This is a genomic window from Nocardia nepalensis (assembly GCF_048910785.1).
Classification (GTDB): Bacteria; Actinomycetota; Actinomycetes; order Mycobacteriales; family Mycobacteriaceae; genus Nocardia; species Nocardia nepalensis.
Map to the genome: position 1 here is coordinate 1 of NZ_JBKBET010000037.1, position 17,664 is coordinate 17,664.

The 17,664-nt window shown below is 66.2% G+C and carries 17 protein-coding genes; 11 read left to right on the forward strand and 6 right to left on the reverse strand.

Annotation, left to right across the window (positions count from 1 at the left end; translation table 11 throughout):
• The 5 genes from sucB to lipA form a co-directional block, all read left to right on the forward strand.
• A partial coding sequence (gene sucB / locus ACHQ4I_RS31670) for a 2-oxoglutarate dehydrogenase, E2 component, dihydrolipoamide succinyltransferase (protein WP_420775548.1) occupies positions 1-1,094 on the forward strand: 1,094 nt, incomplete at its 5' end.
• A 21-nt stretch (positions 1,095-1,115) separates the two neighbouring features.
• Positions 1,116-2,021: a TIGR01777 family oxidoreductase gene (locus tag ACHQ4I_RS31675; RefSeq protein ID WP_420775549.1), complete on the forward strand. Its 906-nt coding sequence runs from the start codon at positions 1,116-1,118 to the stop codon at positions 2,019-2,021.
• 57 nt (positions 2,022-2,078) lie between these two features.
• Entirely contained in the window at positions 2,079-2,612 is a 534-nt protein-coding gene (locus ACHQ4I_RS31680; RefSeq protein ID WP_420775550.1) for a GNAT family N-acetyltransferase, read from the forward strand.
• A gap of 113 nt (positions 2,613-2,725) precedes the next feature.
• The gene (gene lipB / locus ACHQ4I_RS31685; RefSeq protein WP_420775551.1) at positions 2,726-3,460 is read left to right on the forward strand and encodes a lipoyl(octanoyl) transferase LipB; all 735 of its coding nucleotides are present in this window, start codon (positions 2,726-2,728) and stop codon (positions 3,458-3,460) included.
• Positions 3,461-3,548: 88 nt separating this feature from the next.
• Positions 3,549-4,565 (forward strand): lipoyl synthase, encoded by a 1,017-nt coding sequence (lipA, locus tag ACHQ4I_RS31690; RefSeq protein ID WP_420775552.1) that lies wholly within the window; start codon positions 3,549-3,551, stop codon positions 4,563-4,565.
• Between the two features lie 4 nt (positions 4,566-4,569).
• On the opposite strand, the gene ACHQ4I_RS31695 is transcribed toward lipA, so the two are convergent.
• The gene (locus tag ACHQ4I_RS31695) at positions 4,570-6,342 is read right to left on the reverse strand and encodes a hypothetical protein (RefSeq protein ID WP_420775553.1); all 1,773 of its coding nucleotides are present in this window, start codon (positions 6,340-6,342) and stop codon (positions 4,570-4,572) included.
• A 428-nt stretch (positions 6,343-6,770) separates the two neighbouring features.
• On the opposite strand from ACHQ4I_RS31695, the gene ACHQ4I_RS31700 reads away from it, so the two are divergent.
• Together ACHQ4I_RS31700 and ACHQ4I_RS31705 are read left to right on the forward strand one after the other, a co-directional pair.
• Positions 6,771-8,978, forward strand: coding sequence for an elongation factor G-like protein EF-G2 (locus ACHQ4I_RS31700; protein ID WP_420775554.1), 2,208 nt, complete (start codon positions 6,771-6,773; stop codon positions 8,976-8,978).
• A gap of 43 nt (positions 8,979-9,021) precedes the next feature.
• A complete protein-coding gene (locus ACHQ4I_RS31705) occupies positions 9,022-9,573 on the forward strand; it encodes a hypothetical protein (protein ID WP_420775555.1) in 552 nt (183 codons plus the stop codon).
• Here the strand turns inward: ACHQ4I_RS31705 and ACHQ4I_RS31710 are convergent.
• The 3 genes from ACHQ4I_RS31710 to ACHQ4I_RS31720 form a co-directional block, all read right to left on the reverse strand.
• Entirely contained in the window at positions 9,491-10,525 is a 1,035-nt protein-coding gene (locus ACHQ4I_RS31710) for a tyrosine-protein phosphatase (protein ID WP_420776061.1), read from the reverse strand. The genes ACHQ4I_RS31705 and ACHQ4I_RS31710 overlap by 83 nt on opposite strands.
• A gap of 404 nt (positions 10,526-10,929) precedes the next feature.
• A complete protein-coding gene (locus tag ACHQ4I_RS31715) occupies positions 10,930-11,334 on the reverse strand; it encodes a nuclear transport factor 2 family protein (RefSeq protein ID WP_420775556.1) in 405 nt (134 codons plus the stop codon).
• Between the two features lie 97 nt (positions 11,335-11,431).
• The gene (locus ACHQ4I_RS31720; protein ID WP_420775557.1) at positions 11,432-11,959 is read right to left on the reverse strand and encodes an anthrone oxygenase family protein; all 528 of its coding nucleotides are present in this window, start codon (positions 11,957-11,959) and stop codon (positions 11,432-11,434) included.
• Between the two features lie 86 nt (positions 11,960-12,045).
• Here ACHQ4I_RS31720 and ACHQ4I_RS31725 point away from each other — a divergent pair, with 86 nt between their 5' ends.
• Complete coding sequence (locus ACHQ4I_RS31725; protein WP_420775558.1) at positions 12,046-12,714, forward strand: TetR/AcrR family transcriptional regulator; 669 nt, start codon at positions 12,046-12,048, stop codon at positions 12,712-12,714.
• A 9-nt stretch (positions 12,715-12,723) separates the two neighbouring features.
• Positions 12,724-13,608, forward strand: coding sequence for a helix-turn-helix domain-containing protein (locus tag ACHQ4I_RS31730; protein ID WP_420775559.1), 885 nt, complete (start codon positions 12,724-12,726; stop codon positions 13,606-13,608).
• 580 nt (positions 13,609-14,188) lie between these two features.
• Here the strand turns inward: ACHQ4I_RS31730 and glnA are convergent.
• Positions 14,189-15,625, reverse strand: a complete 1,437-nt coding sequence (gene glnA / locus ACHQ4I_RS31735; protein WP_420775560.1) for a type I glutamate--ammonia ligase — start codon at positions 15,623-15,625, stop codon at positions 14,189-14,191.
• Between the two features lie 254 nt (positions 15,626-15,879).
• On the opposite strand from glnA, the gene ACHQ4I_RS31740 reads away from it, so the two are divergent.
• Positions 15,880-16,410: an RDD family protein gene (locus ACHQ4I_RS31740; RefSeq protein WP_420775561.1), complete on the forward strand. Its 531-nt coding sequence runs from the start codon at positions 15,880-15,882 to the stop codon at positions 16,408-16,410.
• A 37-nt stretch (positions 16,411-16,447) separates the two neighbouring features.
• Positions 16,448-16,837 (forward strand): YrdB family protein, encoded by a 390-nt coding sequence (locus ACHQ4I_RS31745; RefSeq protein ID WP_420775562.1) that lies wholly within the window; start codon positions 16,448-16,450, stop codon positions 16,835-16,837.
• A gap of 58 nt (positions 16,838-16,895) precedes the next feature.
• On the opposite strand, the gene ACHQ4I_RS31750 is transcribed toward ACHQ4I_RS31745, so the two are convergent.
• A complete protein-coding gene (locus tag ACHQ4I_RS31750) occupies positions 16,896-17,639 on the reverse strand; it encodes a DUF4191 domain-containing protein (protein WP_420775563.1) in 744 nt (247 codons plus the stop codon).
• Positions 17,640-17,664 lie beyond the last annotated feature (25 nt).

Below are 17,664 nucleotides of genomic sequence, written 5' to 3' on the forward strand. Positions count from 1 at the left end.
CCCCTGCGGCCGCCGCACCCGCTCCGGCCCCGGCCGCACCCGCTCCGGCCCCGGCCGCCCCGGCACCGGCTCCGGCCCCGGCTCCCAAGCCTGCACCGGCTCCGGCCGCGACGGCTCCGGCCCCCACCCAGGAGCCCTCCGGCAACGGCGCGACTCCGTACGTCACTCCGCTGGTCCGCAAGCTGGCCGAGGAGAACGACGTCAATCTCGCCACCATCACCGGTTCCGGTGTCGGCGGGCGCATCCGCAAGCAGGACGTGCTCGCCGCCGTCGAGGCCAAGAAGGCACCGGCTCCGGCCGCGGCCGCCCCCGCGGCAGCCGCACCGGCCGCGAAGGCGCCCGCCGCCGCGGCCCCGTCGCAGCTGGCGCATCTGCGCGGCACCGTGCAGAAGGCGAGCCGCATCCGCCAGATCACCGCGACCAAGACCCGGGAATCGCTGCAGACCACCGCGCAGCTGACCCAGGTGCACGAGGCGGATGTCACCAAGATCGCGGCGCTGCGCAGCCAGGCCAAGGCCGCGTTCAAGGACCGCGAGGGCGTCAACCTGACGTTCCTGCCGTTCTTCGCCAAGGCGGTCGTCGAGGCGCTCGGCGTGCACCCGAACGTGAACGCCAGCTACGACGAGTCCACCAAGGAGATCACCTACCACGCCTCGGTGCACCTCGGCATCGCCGTCGACACCGAGCAGGGTCTGCTGTCCCCGGTGATCCACAACGCCAGCGACCTCTCGCTGGCCGGACTGGCCCGCGCCATTGCCGATATCGCCAACCGCGCCCGCCACGGCGGCCTCAAGCCGGACGAGCTGGCCGGTGGCACCTTCACCATCACCAACATCGGCAGCCAGGGCGCGCTGTTCGACACCCCGATCCTGGTTCCGCCGCAGGCGGGCATGCTCGGCACGGGTGCGATCGTGAAGCGTCCGGTAGTGGTCACCGACGAGACCGGCAACGAGTCCATCGGTGTGCGCTCGATGTGCTACCTGCCGCTCACCTACGATCACCGCCTCATCGACGGCGCGGACGCCGGTCGCTTCCTGACCACCATCCGGCACCGGCTCGAGGAAGCGGCGTTCGAGGCTGACCTCGGCCTGTAGTCGGAAGGTCGTCTGTCACGCATGAAGGTGGTGATCGCCGGTTCGTCCGGGCTGATCGGAACGGCACTCGTCGCGGCATTGCGCCGCGACGGGCATGACGTCGCCCGATTGGTACGCCGCTCCCCCAACGCGCCGGACGAATACCGCTGGGATCCCGCTCGCGCCGATCTGGACGAGCGGGCCCTGCGGGGCGCCGACGCGGTGGTCAACCTCTGCGGGGCGAGCATCGGACGACGACGCTGGAACGGCAGCTACAAACAGGAGCTGCGCGACAGCCGACTCACCCCGACCGATGTCCTTGCCAACGCGGTCGCCGCCGCGGGCGTGCCGGTGCTGGTGAATGCCAGCGGTGTGCACTACTACGGCGGCGCTACCGGCAACCGGGTGGTCGATGAAAGCACTCCCGCGGGAACGGGTTTCCTCGCCACCCTCTGCCGGGATTGGGAGGCCGCGACCAAACCCGCCGTCGACGCGGGTGTGCGCACGGTGCTGCTGCGCAGTGCCGTGGTGCTGTCGCGCCACGGTGGCATGCTCGGCATGCTGCAGCCGCTGTATTCGCTCGGCCTCGGCGGCAGATTGGGCGACGGACGGCAGTACACACCGTGGATCTCGATGGCCGACGAGATCGGCGCGATCATCTTCGCGCTCACCCACGACAGCCTCACCGGGCCGATCAATTCGGTCGGCCCGGCACCGGTCACCAATGCCGAATTCAGTCGGGCGCTCGGCCGCGCCCTGCACCGGCCGACGCCATTTGTGGTGCCCGCGTTCGCATTACGCGCGCTGATCGGTGAATTCGCCGAGGAGGCGATTCTGCGCGGACCGCGGGCGATTCCGACGGCGCTGGAGGAGGCGGGCTATCCGTTCCAGCACCAGACCATCGGTGCCGCGCTCGCGGCCACCCTCGGTCGTGACGACGACCGCTGACCCCCGGCGCCCGAAGACGCAGCGCCCGAAGACCCACCGCCGCACGGGAGTAGATCGATGGCCGAGCTGAAAACCCGACCTGCCACCGTCATTCGTGACGCACATGTGGGCGATCTGCCCGAGATCCTCGTCATCCACAACGCGAATATCGCCACCTCCACCGCCATCTGGGATCACGAGCAGGTCGATCTCGACGATCGGCACGCCTGGTTCCGCGACCGCACCGCCGCCGGTCTGCCCATTCTGGTCGCCGAGATCGACGGTGAGGTCGCCGGTTACGCCAGCTACGGACCGTGGCGGACCCGGTCGGGTTATCGCTTCACCGTGGAGAACTCGGTCTACGTCGCCGATCGCTTCCACCGCCGCGGCGTCGCGAGCGCCCTGCTCACCGAGCTGATCGAGCGCGCGCGCCGCGGGGGAACCGTGCATGCCATGGTCGCCGCCATCGAATCCAGCAATACCGGCTCCATCGCCCTGCACGAGCGCTTCGACTTCCGCACGGTCGGCGAATTGCCCGAAGTGGGCCGCAAATTCGGCCGCTGGATGGATCTGACGCTGATGCAGCTGACGCTGCCGGTCGAGGGCGACTGATTCTCGGGTCGGCCGGCGGCAATATTCCGGCCCGGTGAACTGAAGCTACTCTGTGGCATCCGCCACACCGTGCTGGTGCATACGGTGGTGGCTCTGGGCGTACCGTCAACGTTGTGAACGACACGCGCACCACGTGGTCCGCCCGATTCGATACGACCCCGATCGTGGTCGAGGATCTCGGACTCATCGACTACCACAGCGCCTGGGACCTGCAGCGGTCGATCGCCGCACAGCGGGCCGAGGGGCAGGGATCCGATCATCTGCTCCTGCTCGAGCATCCGTCGGTCTACACCGCTGGCCGCCGCACCGAGGCCGAGGATCTGCCGATCGACGGCAGTCCGGTGGTGCAGGTCGATCGCGGCGGCAAGATCACCTGGCACGGGCCCGGCCAGCTGGTCGGCTATCCGATCATGCGGCTCGCCGAGCCGGTGGATGTCGTCCAGTACGTGCGCAGGCTGGAAGAAGCGCTGATCACCGTGTGCACCGACCTCGGGCTGCACTGCGGCCGGGTCGAGGGTCGTTCCGGTGTCTGGCTGCCCGCCACCGAGTTCTACTCCGAACGCAAGATCGCCGCGATCGGCGTGCGCGTCCAGCGCGGCGTCGCCCTGCACGGCATCTCGCTCAACTGCAATTCCGCCCTCGACGGCTTCCAGGCGATCGTCCCGTGCGGCATCCGTGACGCCGGTGTCACCACGCTGACCCGTGAGCTCGGCCGGGAGGTGACGGTGACCGAAGTGAAGCCGCTCGTCGCCGATGCGATCGCCCGCGCGCTGAACGGCGAACTCCCGGTGACGGCGCACGATATCGCCCGCGTCACACCGGCCGGAGCGCCCACCACCGCCGAATGAGCGCGTGTCTCGCCTTCGCTCGGCCCGGCGCGGGCTATGGGCGGACTGCGTCCGGCTGCGTTATCGGGCAAGGCGTAAGGTCGATCGAGTGACCTCAGCTTCAGCACCGGCAGGACGCAAACTGCTACGCATCGAGGCGCGCAACGCGGAGACCCCGATCGAGCGCAAGCCTCAATGGATTCGGACCCGAGCGAAGATGGGCCCCGAGTACACCGAACTCAAGGGCCTGGTGAAACGCGAAGGCCTGCATACGGTGTGCGAGGAGGCGGGCTGTCCCAATATCTTCGAATGCTGGGAAGACCGTGAGGCCACCTTCCTGATCGGCGGCGAGCAGTGCACCCGTCGCTGCGACTTCTGCCAGATCGATACCGGCAAGCCCGCCGCACTCGATCGCGACGAGCCGCGCCGGGTCGCCGAGAGCGTGCAGGCGATGGGCCTGCGCTACTCCACCATCACCGGTGTCGCGCGCGACGACCTCGAGGACGGCGGCGCCTGGCTCTACGCCGAAACCGTCCGCGCCATCAAGGCTTTGAACCCGAACACCGGCGTCGAACTGCTCATCCCCGACTTCAATGCCGTCCCCGAGCAGCTGGCCGAGGTCTTCTCCACGCGCCCGGAGGTGCTCGCGCACAACCTGGAGACGGTGCCGCGCATCTTCAAGCGGATCCGTCCGGCGTTCCGCTACGAGCGCTCCCTCGCCGTGCTCACCGCGGCCCGCGAAGACGGCCTGGTCACCAAGTCGAACCTGATCCTCGGCATGGGTGAAACCCCCGAAGAGGTCACCCAGGCCATGCGCGACCTGCACGAGGCGGGCTGCGACATCCTCACCATCACCCAGTACCTGCGCCCCTCCCCCCGCCACCACCCGGTCGACCGCTGGGTCAAGCCGGAGGAGTTCGTCGAGCACTCCCGGATGGCCGAGGAGATCGGTTTCGCTGGGGTCATGGCCGGACCGCTGGTCCGCTCGTCCTACCGCGCGGGCCGGCTCTACGCCCAGGCCATGGCCCACCACGGCCGCGAAATCTCCCCCGCCATGGCGCATCTCGCAGCGGAGGGCACCGCCTCCCAGGAGGCCAGCTCCGTCCTGGCGCGCTTCGGCAGCTAGTCGATCAACATCCCGGCTGGAACGGAAAGCACTGTGGTTCCGGTGGCCGAGGCGGAGCCTGTGGTTGCTGCGGCGCAACCAGCTCGGTACTCGACGCGGGGCGCGGCTGGACGTCGCTACGGTGCTGGTCCGTGCCCGCGGAAACCAGGATCCAGACGGTACCGATAACGGCCGCGACCATCAGCAAGGTCGGGAGCAGTTGCGGAAGCTGGACGATGAGCTCCGCTGCTTTCGCCCGCGCGGTCGAAGTACGCGGGAGCGCCGCCGCGGACGCCCGCCGGAAGAACGAAACCCGGTTGGGCCGCTGCGGGGCGGCGGGCGGGGTTCGCGGCCGCACGGGTTCCGGCTCCGTCTGCCGGAAGAACGAAACCCGGTTCGGCCGCTGCGCGGCGGCGGGCCGCACGGGTTCCGGCTCCGTCTGCGGTGGGGTCGGTGTCGGCAACGGGGTCGCAGGGAATGATCTACCGTCGTCCGATGGTCTCCCGGAATCGACCCACGATGACCACAGGTCCGTGAAGGTCGACGACGGCGGTGCCGACCGAGCCGGCTGCGCCCGATCGGCATCGGCCGGGGCCATCGGTTCCGGCTCCATCGGTCCCGGGGCCATCGGTTCCGGCTCCACCAGTTCGGGGGCCGCCAGTTCCGGCTCCACCAGTTCGGGGGCCGCCAGTTCCGGCTCCACCGGTAGCGCGGACACGTGCGAACGCGGCGCGGCATTCGCGCGGACCGCGAACCGCGAGCGTTGCGCACCCCGCGACTGCGCCCTGGCGATATCGGCCTCGAGCCATGGCGGATACGGAGCCATGGGAGGTGCCGACAAGGGCCGCAATCCGCCGGGTGCGGTCCCCGAACCTACTATCGCGGACGAAACAACCTGCGGCCCATCATGCTTCGACAGTGATACAGCTCCGACGAGCGCCCGCGAGTTATCCGCCGTCGATGTCAGGTGATCGTCGACGGGAACTTCGGTGACATCGGAAGGCCGTGGCGGGACCGGCTCCACGAACCGTGGTTCCGAGAGCCGATCCGAATCCGGCTGTCCGGCAGCCACATTCGAACCGTCCACCGGCGGTGTATCGGAGCTGGCACCCAGCGGAGAAGACGCATGGGCAGCACCGACCAACGCCCTGGATTCCGTACGCTTACGCCGTCCCGACTGTGACGGAAATCCCTCGGCCTCGAGATCTTCGACGGTGATCACCTGCGACAGGCGAAGCTCGCCGAGTAGCGCGTGCGCCTGCTCCGCGGTCCAGATCAGCTTCCGATTCGCCGTCCGATGGAACCAAGCCCGCAACCCGGCCGACGACCCGAGGACAACAGAGTTACCGTGCTCGGGCGCTTCGACATTCGTCACGTCCCGCAGCGGCACCACCACGACCAATCCGTCGACGGAGGCATCCGGGTGCCGCTTGCGCACCAACTCCGCCAGATCGAGCGCATGGCTCGACACCTGGTCGAGCGAGCTGCTGTCGCCGTCGCGGATATGAACCGGGTCACCCTCGAACCCGAGAAGCCGCGAGCGCCCGTCGGCCTGCACCGAAAGCACCCCGGTAGCGGCCTCGGGTGCGGTCTCCTCGGCTTCGATCACGACCACCGCACGTGGTGTGATCACGACCAGACTCGCCTCCCGCGCCTGCCCTGCGCCGTTGCGGTCGGGCAGGTGGCATCCCGAAATAGCAAGCCCCACAATGACATATTGACCGGTCCAGGTTCGCATCCAGTCGAGCACGCACTGCTCGGATCGCGTAGCGGCCGCCCGTTCGTTGACAACCAGCATCGAGGTCACCCTCCCTCTCGTCGCACAGTCGACCCACCAACGGTATTCAGCGCGACCACCTCGCGAGAATTCGAAAGGCACCGTAAGAGTGGTGTTTTGGCGACAAAGGGCGTCGCAACGCCAGCGGAACGGCGACGGACGGGCCCGCCTCCTAGCAGGGCCAGCTCCGCCCTGGCACGCTTCGGCCACTTGCTCGGTTCAGTCGAGGAGCTGCATCAGCGCGCCGAAGAGCCTCGGTCCGATCAACGGGAGATGACGATCTGGTCACGGTCGAGGTTCGCGGTTGCTCGGCGTAACCCCGACCTGAACCCGACCTGCACGCCACCTCACGCGAATCTGAACACATCGGATCGTCCGATCCGTGCACGCGAGGGGACCGCTGGTGGGAAGCTCGAAGGACCGCAGGGCCGACCGAGGAAGCGAGACTCATGGTCGAGAAAGCGAGTGCGTCCGCAGGGACCAACGGTAAGGCTGTGACGGCGCAGCGGCCGGAGGACATCCGGAATGTGGTGCTGGTCGGACACAGTGGGTCGGGTAAGACCACGTTGGTGGATGCTTTGGCGCTCACGGCGGGCGCGGTGAATCGCGCGGGCCGGGTGGAGGACGGGACGTCGCTGTCGGATTACGACGAGATCGAACACCGCCAGCACAGATCGGTGCAGCTGTCGGTGGTGCCGATGGCGTGGCGCGGGATCAAGGTCAATCTGCTGGACACCCCCGGATACGCCGATTTCGTCGGTGAGCTGCGCGCGGGTCTGCGTGCGGCGGATGCCGCCCTGTTCGTCATCTCCGCGGCGGAAGGTGCCGAGGCCGTGAGCGGCGCGACCCGCGCGCTGTGGGAAGAGTGCGCGGCGGTCGGCATGCCACGGGCCATCGTGATCACCCACCTCGATACCGCACGTGCCGAATACGACGAGATGACCGAGACCTGTCGGCTGGTACTCGGCGGCGGTTCCTCGGAAAACATTCTGCCGCTGCATCTTCCGGTGTACGGGCCGAAGAATCCGGACGGTCATCGCCCGGTGACCGGATTGGTCGAACTGCTGCCGCACTGCGTCGCGGACTACTCCTCCGGGGAGGAGATCCAGTGCGAACCGTCCGCCGATCAGCTGCCGCAGCTCGAGGAGGCGCGCAATCGGCTGATCGAGGGCATCATCGCCGAGAGCGAAGACGAAACGCTGATGGAGCGCTATCTCGGCGGCGAGGAGATCGAGCTGGCGGCACTGGTCGAGGACCTCGAACGCGCGGTCGCCCGCGGCAGCTTCCATCCCGTGCTGTTCGGCGCGCCCGCCCCCGAGGGTGCCAAACAGGGCCTGGGCACCATCGAACTGCTGGAGTTGATCACCGGGGGATTTCCCACGCCATCGGAACACGCCGTCTCGGCGGTCACCACCTCCGACGGTGCGGCGTCGACACCATTGCAGTGCGATCCCGACGGTGCGTTGGCCGCCGAGGTGATCCGCACGGCCTCGGATCCGTATGTCGGGCGCGTCTCGCTGGTCCGCGTCTTCTCGGGCACCCTGCGACCCGACGACACCGTGCATGTCTGCGGTCACGGATTGGAGGACCGCGGCCACGAGAGCCACGATGTGGACGAGCGCATCGGCGCCATCACCGCACCCTTCGGCAAACAGCAGCGCCCGCTCGGCCAGGCCATCGCAGGTGATATCGCCTATGTCACCAAGCTGAGCCGCGCGGAAACCGGCGATACCCTGTCCGGTACCGCCACACCGCTGCTGATCGAACCATGGCAGATGCCCGATCCCCTACTGCCCATTGCCATTCAGGCACGCAGCAAGGCGGATGAGGACAAGCTCTCCAGCGGTCTGGCTCGGCTGGCGGCCGAGGATCCCGCGATCCGGCTGGAACAGAATCCCGATACCCATCAGATCGTGCTGTGGTGTCTGGGCGAGGCGCACCGCGATGTCGCGCTGGAGCGGCTGCGCACCAGGTTCGGCGTGCAGGTCGACGTGATCGAGCACAAGGTCGCGCTGCGAGAAACGTTCGCGGGCAAGGCAACCGGCAAGGGCAGGCACGTCAAACAGTCGGGCGGGCACGGACAGTACGCGGTCTGTGAGATCGAGGTGGAACCGCTACCCGGCGGATCGGGTATCGAATTCGTCGACCGGGTAGTGGGCGGAGTCGTACCGCGGCAATTCATTCCGTCGGTGGAGAAGGGTGTGCGCGCCCAAGCGGCGCGCGGGGTGGCGGCGGGGTACCCGCTGGTCGATATGCGCGTGACACTATTCGATGGCAAGGCGCATTCGGTCGACTCCTCCGATGCCGCATTCCAGACCGCGGGCGCGCTCGCGCTGCGCGAGGCCGCGACCGCCGCGGGTATCGACCTACTCGAACCGATCGCCGAAGTGTGGGTCGTGGTAACCGACGATTATGTCGGTCCGGTACTCAGCGATCTGTCCGGACGCCGCGGGCGCGTCCTCGGCACCGAACCGCACGGCATCGGACGCACCCGCATCCACGCCGAGGTACCCGAACTCGAACTCACCCGCTACGCAATAGATCTGCGCTCGATCTCACATGGCGCTGGTGATTTCACGCGCTCGTATACCCGGCATGAGCCGATGCCGAACGCGTTGGCGAATACGGTCCGCGAGCAGGCCAAGAAGTCGGGCTGATACCGGGCTACGGCAGATGTTTCGTCAGCGTCGAAGGAGCCGGGTGAGCAGTCCAGAGCGTTTCATTGTCGACACCGAGCATTTCGGCAAGATCGTGATCACGCGGACCGACGAAAGAGTAATCACCACACCGGTATTCGATGACTCCACCGTGGTGACCATCGAGCGCATCGGCCCGCGCACTCGGCAGCGCGTTCCCATCGGTACGCGCAACGCCAAGCGGCTGCGGGCATCGATCAATGATCGACCCATCAGGTTGACGGTCGGGCGCGGGCATTTCTACCACCGGTCGACCTATCGCGCGGTCGCCGAGGTCGACGGCAAGATTCTGCGGCTCATGCCGACGGATCTGCACGCCAGCAGATTGGTAGTCGGGCAGTGGAATCAGGGCGAGCATGTGCTCGGCGAATTCACGTTGACGGGGACGCACCAGATCGAGGCCGCCTGGACGTTGCCATTCACCTCGCGCGATCCCAGGGCAACTGTTCGCCAGCCCACCATGGAGGACGCGCTCATCGCGTATGCGCTGGTCGCGGCATTCGGCACCGGAGGCGTCTCACTATGGGACCTGGTCGAGATGGTCCTCCCGATCTGAACTTCTGCTGTCGCACAAGGTATGCGGAGTTCGCACAGGCTAGGCGGTGAGCGGTTGGGCGACAGCTCGCGGGTTCGGATGCCCGACTGAACATGGTTCGGGCCCACCCCTTCGGAAAGGAGTGGGCCCGAACCGTTCTCGCTAGCTCACCAGGTTCTTCCGAAGTTGTACGAGGGTGCCGCCATCGAGGCCCAAGCCCTGGGTCAGGAACTTCCCGAAATCGCCGATAGGCCTGCTCCATCGCAGCGAGCGCGGTGTCCAGGTACTCGTCACGAACCTCCTGCAGCGGAATGAGCAGATCCGGATTCTGCATCAGCCCGGCCTGCTTCACCTGCTCGCGCAGCTTGGCATCCGCCGCGGCCCGGTACTGGTTCGACAGCAGATAGTCCTGCCGCGCAGTCGTTTCCGGCACACCGACCGCGCGCAACACCACATACGTCAACCAACCAGTGCGATCCTTACCCGACGTGCAGTGGTACAGCGTCGCCCGATCGGTCGCCGCCAGATCTCGAATCGTCTGCCCGAACTTCGCCCGCGAATCATCGGTGAGGAAGCTCCGATACACATTCGCCATGATCTCCTCGGCCTTGCCGTTTCCGAGCAACGCCTCCTGCTTCTGCGGATCCCGAGACTGAATGGCCGCCAACATCTGCTGGAACAACCCGGTGTCATCGATCGGCCGCGCCACCTTCTGCACCCCGGCCGGCACCTTGTCGGCACCCGCGAACTGCACCTCCGCGGGCGTCCGCAAATCAATGACAGCCTTGAGGTTCAGGGTTGCGAGCTTCTGCACATCGGAGTCGGTCAACTTCTCCAGCGAATCCGCCCGAATGGCCCTGCCGGACTTGACCGTAGCGCCGTCATAGGTCCGATATCCGCCGATATCCCGAACATTGACCGCCCCTTGCAAATCGATCCGCGCCCCGGCGCTCGCCACCGTCGGCTCGGCCATCGCCACCGGAGGCGCCCCGGTAGCGGTCAACGCGAATGTCGCAAGGACAGAACCAATTAGACCAACAACTGAAATCTTCATGGCGCGGGACAGTAGAACGTGTTCCACCGCCCCTGCTGGCTTTCCCACCCAACCCGCCGCCCCTACCCCACTCACCGAGACCCCCATGCCACCCACCGAGATTCGGCGCCTACCGCCGACGACTCTTCAGGTATTCAGCCGACGGCTCCAACAACTCCGGCCGCTCACGCCAGTACATGGCACCACCCCGACACCGCATCCTCAGATCGCAATCACACGAACTGTCGCGCCGCAGAACGCACGCGTGTTGTCAGGGTCGGCATGACCACCGGAGATTGCCGAGCAGGGCCGCACCCAACCGTGAATATGATCGAGCCGACCCGTCAGGCACCTTTCGCCCATGCCCATGCCGTCAGCCGCCAGCGTGTCCCCGCCTTGCCGAGCGCGACGGTGAAGATCGAGCCGGTTTGCGTTACCTGCTTGCCCTGCAGATCGACCGTCATGGTGGCGGGAACTACGACGTACGCATGGTCACCGGTGACGTCGATGTGCCGTGGCTCGCCGAGCGCAATGTGGTAGCCCGACGCTCCTGCGTGCTCGCCCTCCCTGCGCACATCCCTCCACCAGTCCTCGCTGGCTGTCGGTCCCTGCCACACATGCGGCGACATACCGTCGAGTATCTGCATCGGGTCAGCGCAGAGCGCAGCCATCGCCTTCGAGTCACCGTTGTTGAAGGCATCGATGTATTGGAGCACCACCGCCATGGGCGGGTCGAGGGCGATGTCCATGCTGGGGACGGTAACTCGAGTCGCCCAGCGCCGGGACGAATGATGCCGTCGTGTCGTCGTTCGTCTTCGAGACCCGGCATCGAAGTCGGCAACCGCATCAATGCGCGGTGCGGGCATCGATCGAGGGCTCGCCGGTAACCGCGCCGGGCTGCCGGTTGTGGTCATCGGATGCGGTGGATCCGATGATGACGGTGATCACCAGGATGAACGCGACCAGGGCGCACCCGGTCCGAGTGAAATGAAACAGCTCCCAGCGCCGCAGGATGTCGGCATAGTCGCTGGGTGGCGTCCCCACCGCCCAACGCTTGATCTGCTGGTTGATCGGCACATTCCCGAAACGGGTCACCAGGAACGAGACGAACGCCAGCGCCGAGGCGCATGCCGCGACCCACCGCGGCCACGACGTCGATCGCACCGCCAGCAGCACTGTGCTCAGCACGGCCAGCCCCATCAGCGTCTGCATCACCGGGCCGTTGACCCGCATCAGCGCGGTATGAAACGTGAACCGAACATCAAGGGGCACTTCGCGAAACGCGTACAGCACGTTCACCGCGCCGTATCCGAACGCCCCGGCCAGCAGGCCGGGAAACAACAGGGCCGCCGCTCGGACGGATTTCGACAGCATCGGAACTCCCATCTCAGCATCGCAACACCGAGTTGCGATAGGGTCAGCATGCCCAGTTATCGCCGATATCGCAACAAGGAGTTGCAATGAGTTCTGCCGCACCCCTCGGACGAGGGCCGAAGGTTCGCGCGGCGGTGCTCGCCGCGACCGTGAATGAGCTGAGCGAACGGGGATACACCGCGTTCACTGTCGAAAATGTCGCCCAGCGCGCCGGTGTGCACAAGACCACCGTCTACCGGCGATGGCCCGACCGCGACACCCTGATAGCCGATGCGCTGGCCGACAGCGTCGCCGCGGAAATCCCCATCCCCGATACGGGTTCGATCGAGGACGACCTGCGCGCGCTCGCGCGCAGCCTGGTCGCGTGGATCAACAGCCCATCCGGCCGGGCGGTCCTCGCGGTCATGCTGTCCACCGCCGCCGGACTGCCATCACCACCCGAAGCCACTCGCCATGTCTTCAGGGACCGCATTCGCCGGGCGCTGCCGGTCGTGGCGCGTGCGGTCACACGCGGCGAAATCCCCTCGGGGACCGACCCTGCCGAGCTGGTCAAAGCCCTTGTGGCACCGATCTATCTACGCGTGCTGATCACCGGCGAGCCGGTGGACGACGATACCGCCGACGCGGCGGCCACACTGGCGCTGACCGCAGCACGCGCCGGCCTCTTCGGCTCCGAGAAAGACCCGCCAAGCCACGGCCAGTCGGGTCATTTCGTGCTCACGGAAGGTACGCTGACCCCAAATCCCGGCAATTAAGGGGGCACAATGCCAGGTGAACAAATCGCAGGGGAGGACGATCCCGGACGCACAAACAACACTGCCTCAGCTCGCCGAGAGTTCGGCGCAGCACTCGGCCGAATTCACCAAGAGCGAGGCATGAGTCTTCGGGAACTCGAAGAACGAACTGGAATAAAGCGAGACGTTCTTCACCATTGGATTCATGGAACGAGACTCCCCAGAAACCAGTTCCAAGTGCGCGATCTCCTGGCCGTGTACGGCGTCGATGCGGATTTAACGAACCGTCTGATGGCTCTTCATGCCGCTGCCTCCTTCGGGGGCGCGCAGCAGGTCAATATCAGTGGCGATAACTACGGCGTCATCGTGCACAGTCAACCGCAGGTAGTGGACACCTCGCCCAATCTTGCGGAGCGCCAGCAAGAGTTCTTCTTCGACTTCCTCCGGGAGTCGTTGAAGCAGTACGGGATGACGTTTCGAATCAGCATCGGCGTCGCACTGGCCGGTGCGCTGGTCGTCATGGCCGGGGGCATTCTCGCTCTCGTCAACGCCGGGAATCCGGATTGGAGCTACGTTCCGGTGGTGACAGCCCTCGCTGGTGTGCTGATCACAACGACTGCGGGCGCCTTCGCGGTCCACGCGAACCGTGCGCGGGTACATCTGACGCACGAAGTGAGCTCGCTGAAGTCCAGCATCCAGGCAGACCACGACATGGCGCAGTCGCTGAAGTTGTCCGAGCATCAACTGTCGCAGACATTGAAACTCATCGACGGGGTCGCGGATACCGACACGCAGGACCGGCTCAGGTCTATCGCGGCCGCGTGGGCGATGGGGTTGGCACCCGATCCGATCGATCTGTCGAAACATCTGCCGCCGAAGCATGTCGATTCGATTCGAGAACCTGCAACAGATTGATCATGTAGATAAACAGCGGGTCATCCGCCCAGCCGGAAGCATTCGTTTCGAACCCCAAGCAAGCCGCAAAATTTCACTACCACCAGGAAGCTTGGACATTCGACTCGGCATCGAATTCATGGCACGACGACAATCGCTTGTTCAGGGTTCTACCTCTGAAAGGAAGCTGGCGATCAGAATTACCGTTCCAAAGGAGGCCGCCCAGGGCGAGCAAATAACCATACGCTCGCAATCCGGAGAATGGTTCGCTACATGGCGCGGCAGAGCGATCTATCACCAGCCGCCAAGGAGGGGCTTTCGATAGCCAAATTCTGTCCAACTGTTCCCACTGAATTACCGAGCCCTGGCTCCAAGGAATTCCATCGAGCGTAGTCGAATGCTGGTCGCACACGCTGCATTCAACCGCCATATCACTACGTTCGTCGAGTCCAGAAGCTCGTCCGGACCGGGCCCGGATACAGACGAGTCCACCCGCCAGACGATCGCCGGAGTGATCGCCCAACGGGTGGACTCTGGTTCTACTGCTGCGTACTCTCCGCGTACCGAGAGCCCGAATCAGGCGTAAAAGCCCTGGTCCGGCTTACACGTCGAAGTACAGCTCGAACTCATACGGGTGCGGACGCAGGTTCACCGGCGCGATTTCGTTTTCGCGCTTGAGGTTGATCCAGGTCTCGATGAGGTCCGAGGTGAAGACGTTGCCTTCGGTCAGGTAGTCGTGGTCCTGCTCGAGGCGGTCGATGACCGAGGCCAGGCTGGTGGGGGCCTGCGGGATGCCCTTGGCCTCCTCCGGCGGGAGCTCGTAGAGGTCCTTGTCGACCGGGGCCTTCGGCTCGATCTTCTTCTTGATGCCGTCCAGGCCGGCCATCATCATGGCGGCGAAGGCCAGGTACGGGTTACCCGAGGAGTCCGGCGCGCGGAACTCGATGCGCTTGGCCTTCGGGTTGTTGCCGGTGACCGGGATGCGGACCGCGGCGGAGCGGTTGCGCTGCGAGTACACCAGGTTGATCGGGGCCTCGTAGCCCGGGACCAGGCGGTGGTAGGAGTTCACGGTCGGGTTGGTGAACGCCAGCAGCGACGGGGCGTGGTGCAGGATGCCGCCGATGTAGTGGCGCGCCAGGTCCGACAGGCCGGCGTAGCCGGACTCGTCGTGGAACAGCGGCTTGCCGTCCTTCCACAGCGACTGGTGCACGTGCATGCCCGAACCGTTATCACCGAAGAGCGGCTTCGGCATGAAGGTGACGGTCTTGCCCTCGGCCCACGCGGTGTTCTTCACGATGTACTTGAACAGCTGCAGGTCGTCGGCCGCGTGCAACAGGGTGTTGAAGCGGTAGTTGATCTCGGCCTGACCGGCGGTGCCGACCTCGTGGTGGCCACGCTCGAGCTCGAAGCCCGCGTCCTGCAGGTTGGTCGAGATCTTGTCGCGCAGGTCGACGTAGTGGTCGTACGGCGCGACCGGGAAGTAACCGCCCTTGTTGCGGACCTTGTAGCCGCGGTTGCGGGTGCCGTCCGGGTTGAACTCCGCGCCGGTGTTCCAGGAGCCCGAGATCGACTCGATCTCGTAGAAGGCGCCGTTCATGCCCGAGTCGTAGCGGATGGAGTCGAAGATGTAGAACTCGGCCTCGGCACCGAAGTAGGCGGTGTCGGCGATGCCGGTGCTCTTCAGGTACTCCTCCGCCTTGCGCGCGATGTTGCGCGGGTCGCGGCTGTAGGCCTCGCGGGTGAACGGGTCGTGCACGAAGAAGTTGAGGTTCAGCGTCTTGGCCGCGCGGAACGGGTCCAGCCGAGCGGTGCTGAAGTCGGGGAGCAGCAACATGTCCGACTCGTCGATGGACTGGAAGCCACGGACGGAGGAGCCGTCGAACGCTAGCCCTTCCTCAGCGAGGTCAGCGGTGAAAGCCTTCGCGGGGATCGAGAAGTGCTGCTGCACACCCGGAAGATCGCTGAAGCGAATGTCGACGTATTCGACTTCCTCTTCCTTGATGTGCTGGATGACCTCGTCGGCCGTGCTGAACGTCACTTGTTCTCCTTACGGATCGGTTCCCAGCCAGTGTCGATTGCATGGGTTCGTCGCGTCCAGACGGTATGGACGCGGTGTTTCGCAGCAATCAAGGCTGTGTTTCGCCAGTGTTACACGTGCGGTTGGCCAGGTAGTGAATGCCATCCGCGCTCGAACAGCATGGTAGTCCTGCCGTCCGCGGCACTGCTCGCCGAGGTCAACTCCGATTTAGTGCGGTGTCCTACGACCGGTCGTAGGGGCCTATTCTGGGGGTCATGGCACGCATCAGCGGATCCTGGCTCTCCGGACCTTCGGCGGACCCGGGCGATCCGGCAACCCCCGAGTTCCCCGGCCAGAACCTCGGCCTGCCGCGCTCGGGCGCGGGGTCGCTCGTCGGCCTGATGCGGCGCATCGCCGCGCTGATGGTGGACTGGTTCATCGCGCTCGGTGTCACCGCGATCATCGTGCGGCCGAATCCGGCCAAGATCATCGCCGGGATGGACATCCCCGCCGGGAAGCCGCGCCCCTCGAATTTCGAGGTGGTCGTGAGCGCGCTCACCACCCCCAACCTGCTCGTCTGGTTCGTGATCGGTGTCGTCGCGGTGTCGTTGTTCGGCTTCACCCCGGGCCAGTACTTCCTGCGCCTGCGGGTGATCCGGGTCGATGCGCCGGTGGCCGTCGGTTTCGTGCGCGCGCTGGCCCGGCAGGTGCTGCTGGTCTTCGTGGTCCCGGCCCTGTTCACCGATGCCGACGGTCGTGGCATGCACGATCGCGCCACCGGCACCGCGGTCGTCCGCTCGCGCTGAGTCCCCCCGCGGACGTCGGGGACAGTACGCTCCGGCGGTGTCTCTGAATCCGGTCATGTTGGCGGTCCGGCTGTTCCTCGAACTGGCCGCCATTTCCTCGTTCGCGGTCTGCGGTTGGCGCGCGTTCGACTCGCCCTGGCGCTATGCGCTGGTTGTACTGCTGCCGCTCGCGGCCGCGGCGGCCTGGGGGACGTTCGCGGTGCCCGGCGATCCGAGCCGCAGTGGAAAGGCCCCGGTCGGGGTGGATGGCTGGGTGCGGCTGCTGGTCGAGATCGTGGTGCTGTTCGGCGGCGCGGCCGCATTCTGGATCGCGGGACTGCCGCGCTGGGCCCTGATCTTCACCGCCGTGCTCGTCGTCTACCACGCCATCGGCTACGACCGGATCACCTGGTTGCTCAGTACCGGGCGGACCGGAACGACCCCTTAGAAAACGCGAAGGCCCGCACCCCGGCGCACGGGATGCGGGCCTATCGGATCCGAAGAAATCAGCGCCGACGGATGGTGCGCTGCACACCGCGCATCTTGGCGCCCGCGGGCATCGGGCCCTTGGGCAGTGCGGGTCCGCTGCGCGAGCTGAGCGCGGAGAGACGGCCTTCGATGAGCTCCATCCGCTTGGCGTCGATATTGCGCGGCAGTTTGGTGAGGTGCTTCTGCAGCTCCTTGAGCGGGATCTGGCCCTCGTCGTTGCCGATGATGATGTCGTAGATCGGGGTGTCGCCGATGAGCCGGGCGGTGCGCTTCTTCTCCTGCGCCAGTAACGATTTCAGTCGCTGCGGGGAACCCTCGCCGATCAGGATGACGCCGGGCAGGCCGATCACCCGATGCACCGCGTCCAGCTGGGTGGTCGCGGCGATGCCATTGTTGACCCGCCACTTGCCCTGCAGATTCTCCAGCACCCACGCCGCCGCGCCGGCCTGGCCCTCGGCCTTGGCGTAGACGTTGCGCTGCACCCGGCGGCCGAAGATGATGAACGCGACCAGCACGCCGAGCAGCAGACCGAGCGGCAGCAGGAACCATTGCAGCCCGAAGATCAGGCCGACCACCAGGAATACGACGGTGATGCCGACGACGGCGCCGATCATCAAAGGCAGCAGCAGCTTGTCTTCCTTGCGCTGCATCTGGAACGCCTGCCAGAGCTGCTGGCGGCGTTCTTTCGACTGCTGCTTGCGGGCCGCCTTCGCCGCGGCCTTCGCTTCCTTCGACGGCGTGCCGCCCTTGCCTACTGCCATGGTTCACAGAATAGTGCCACGTAGC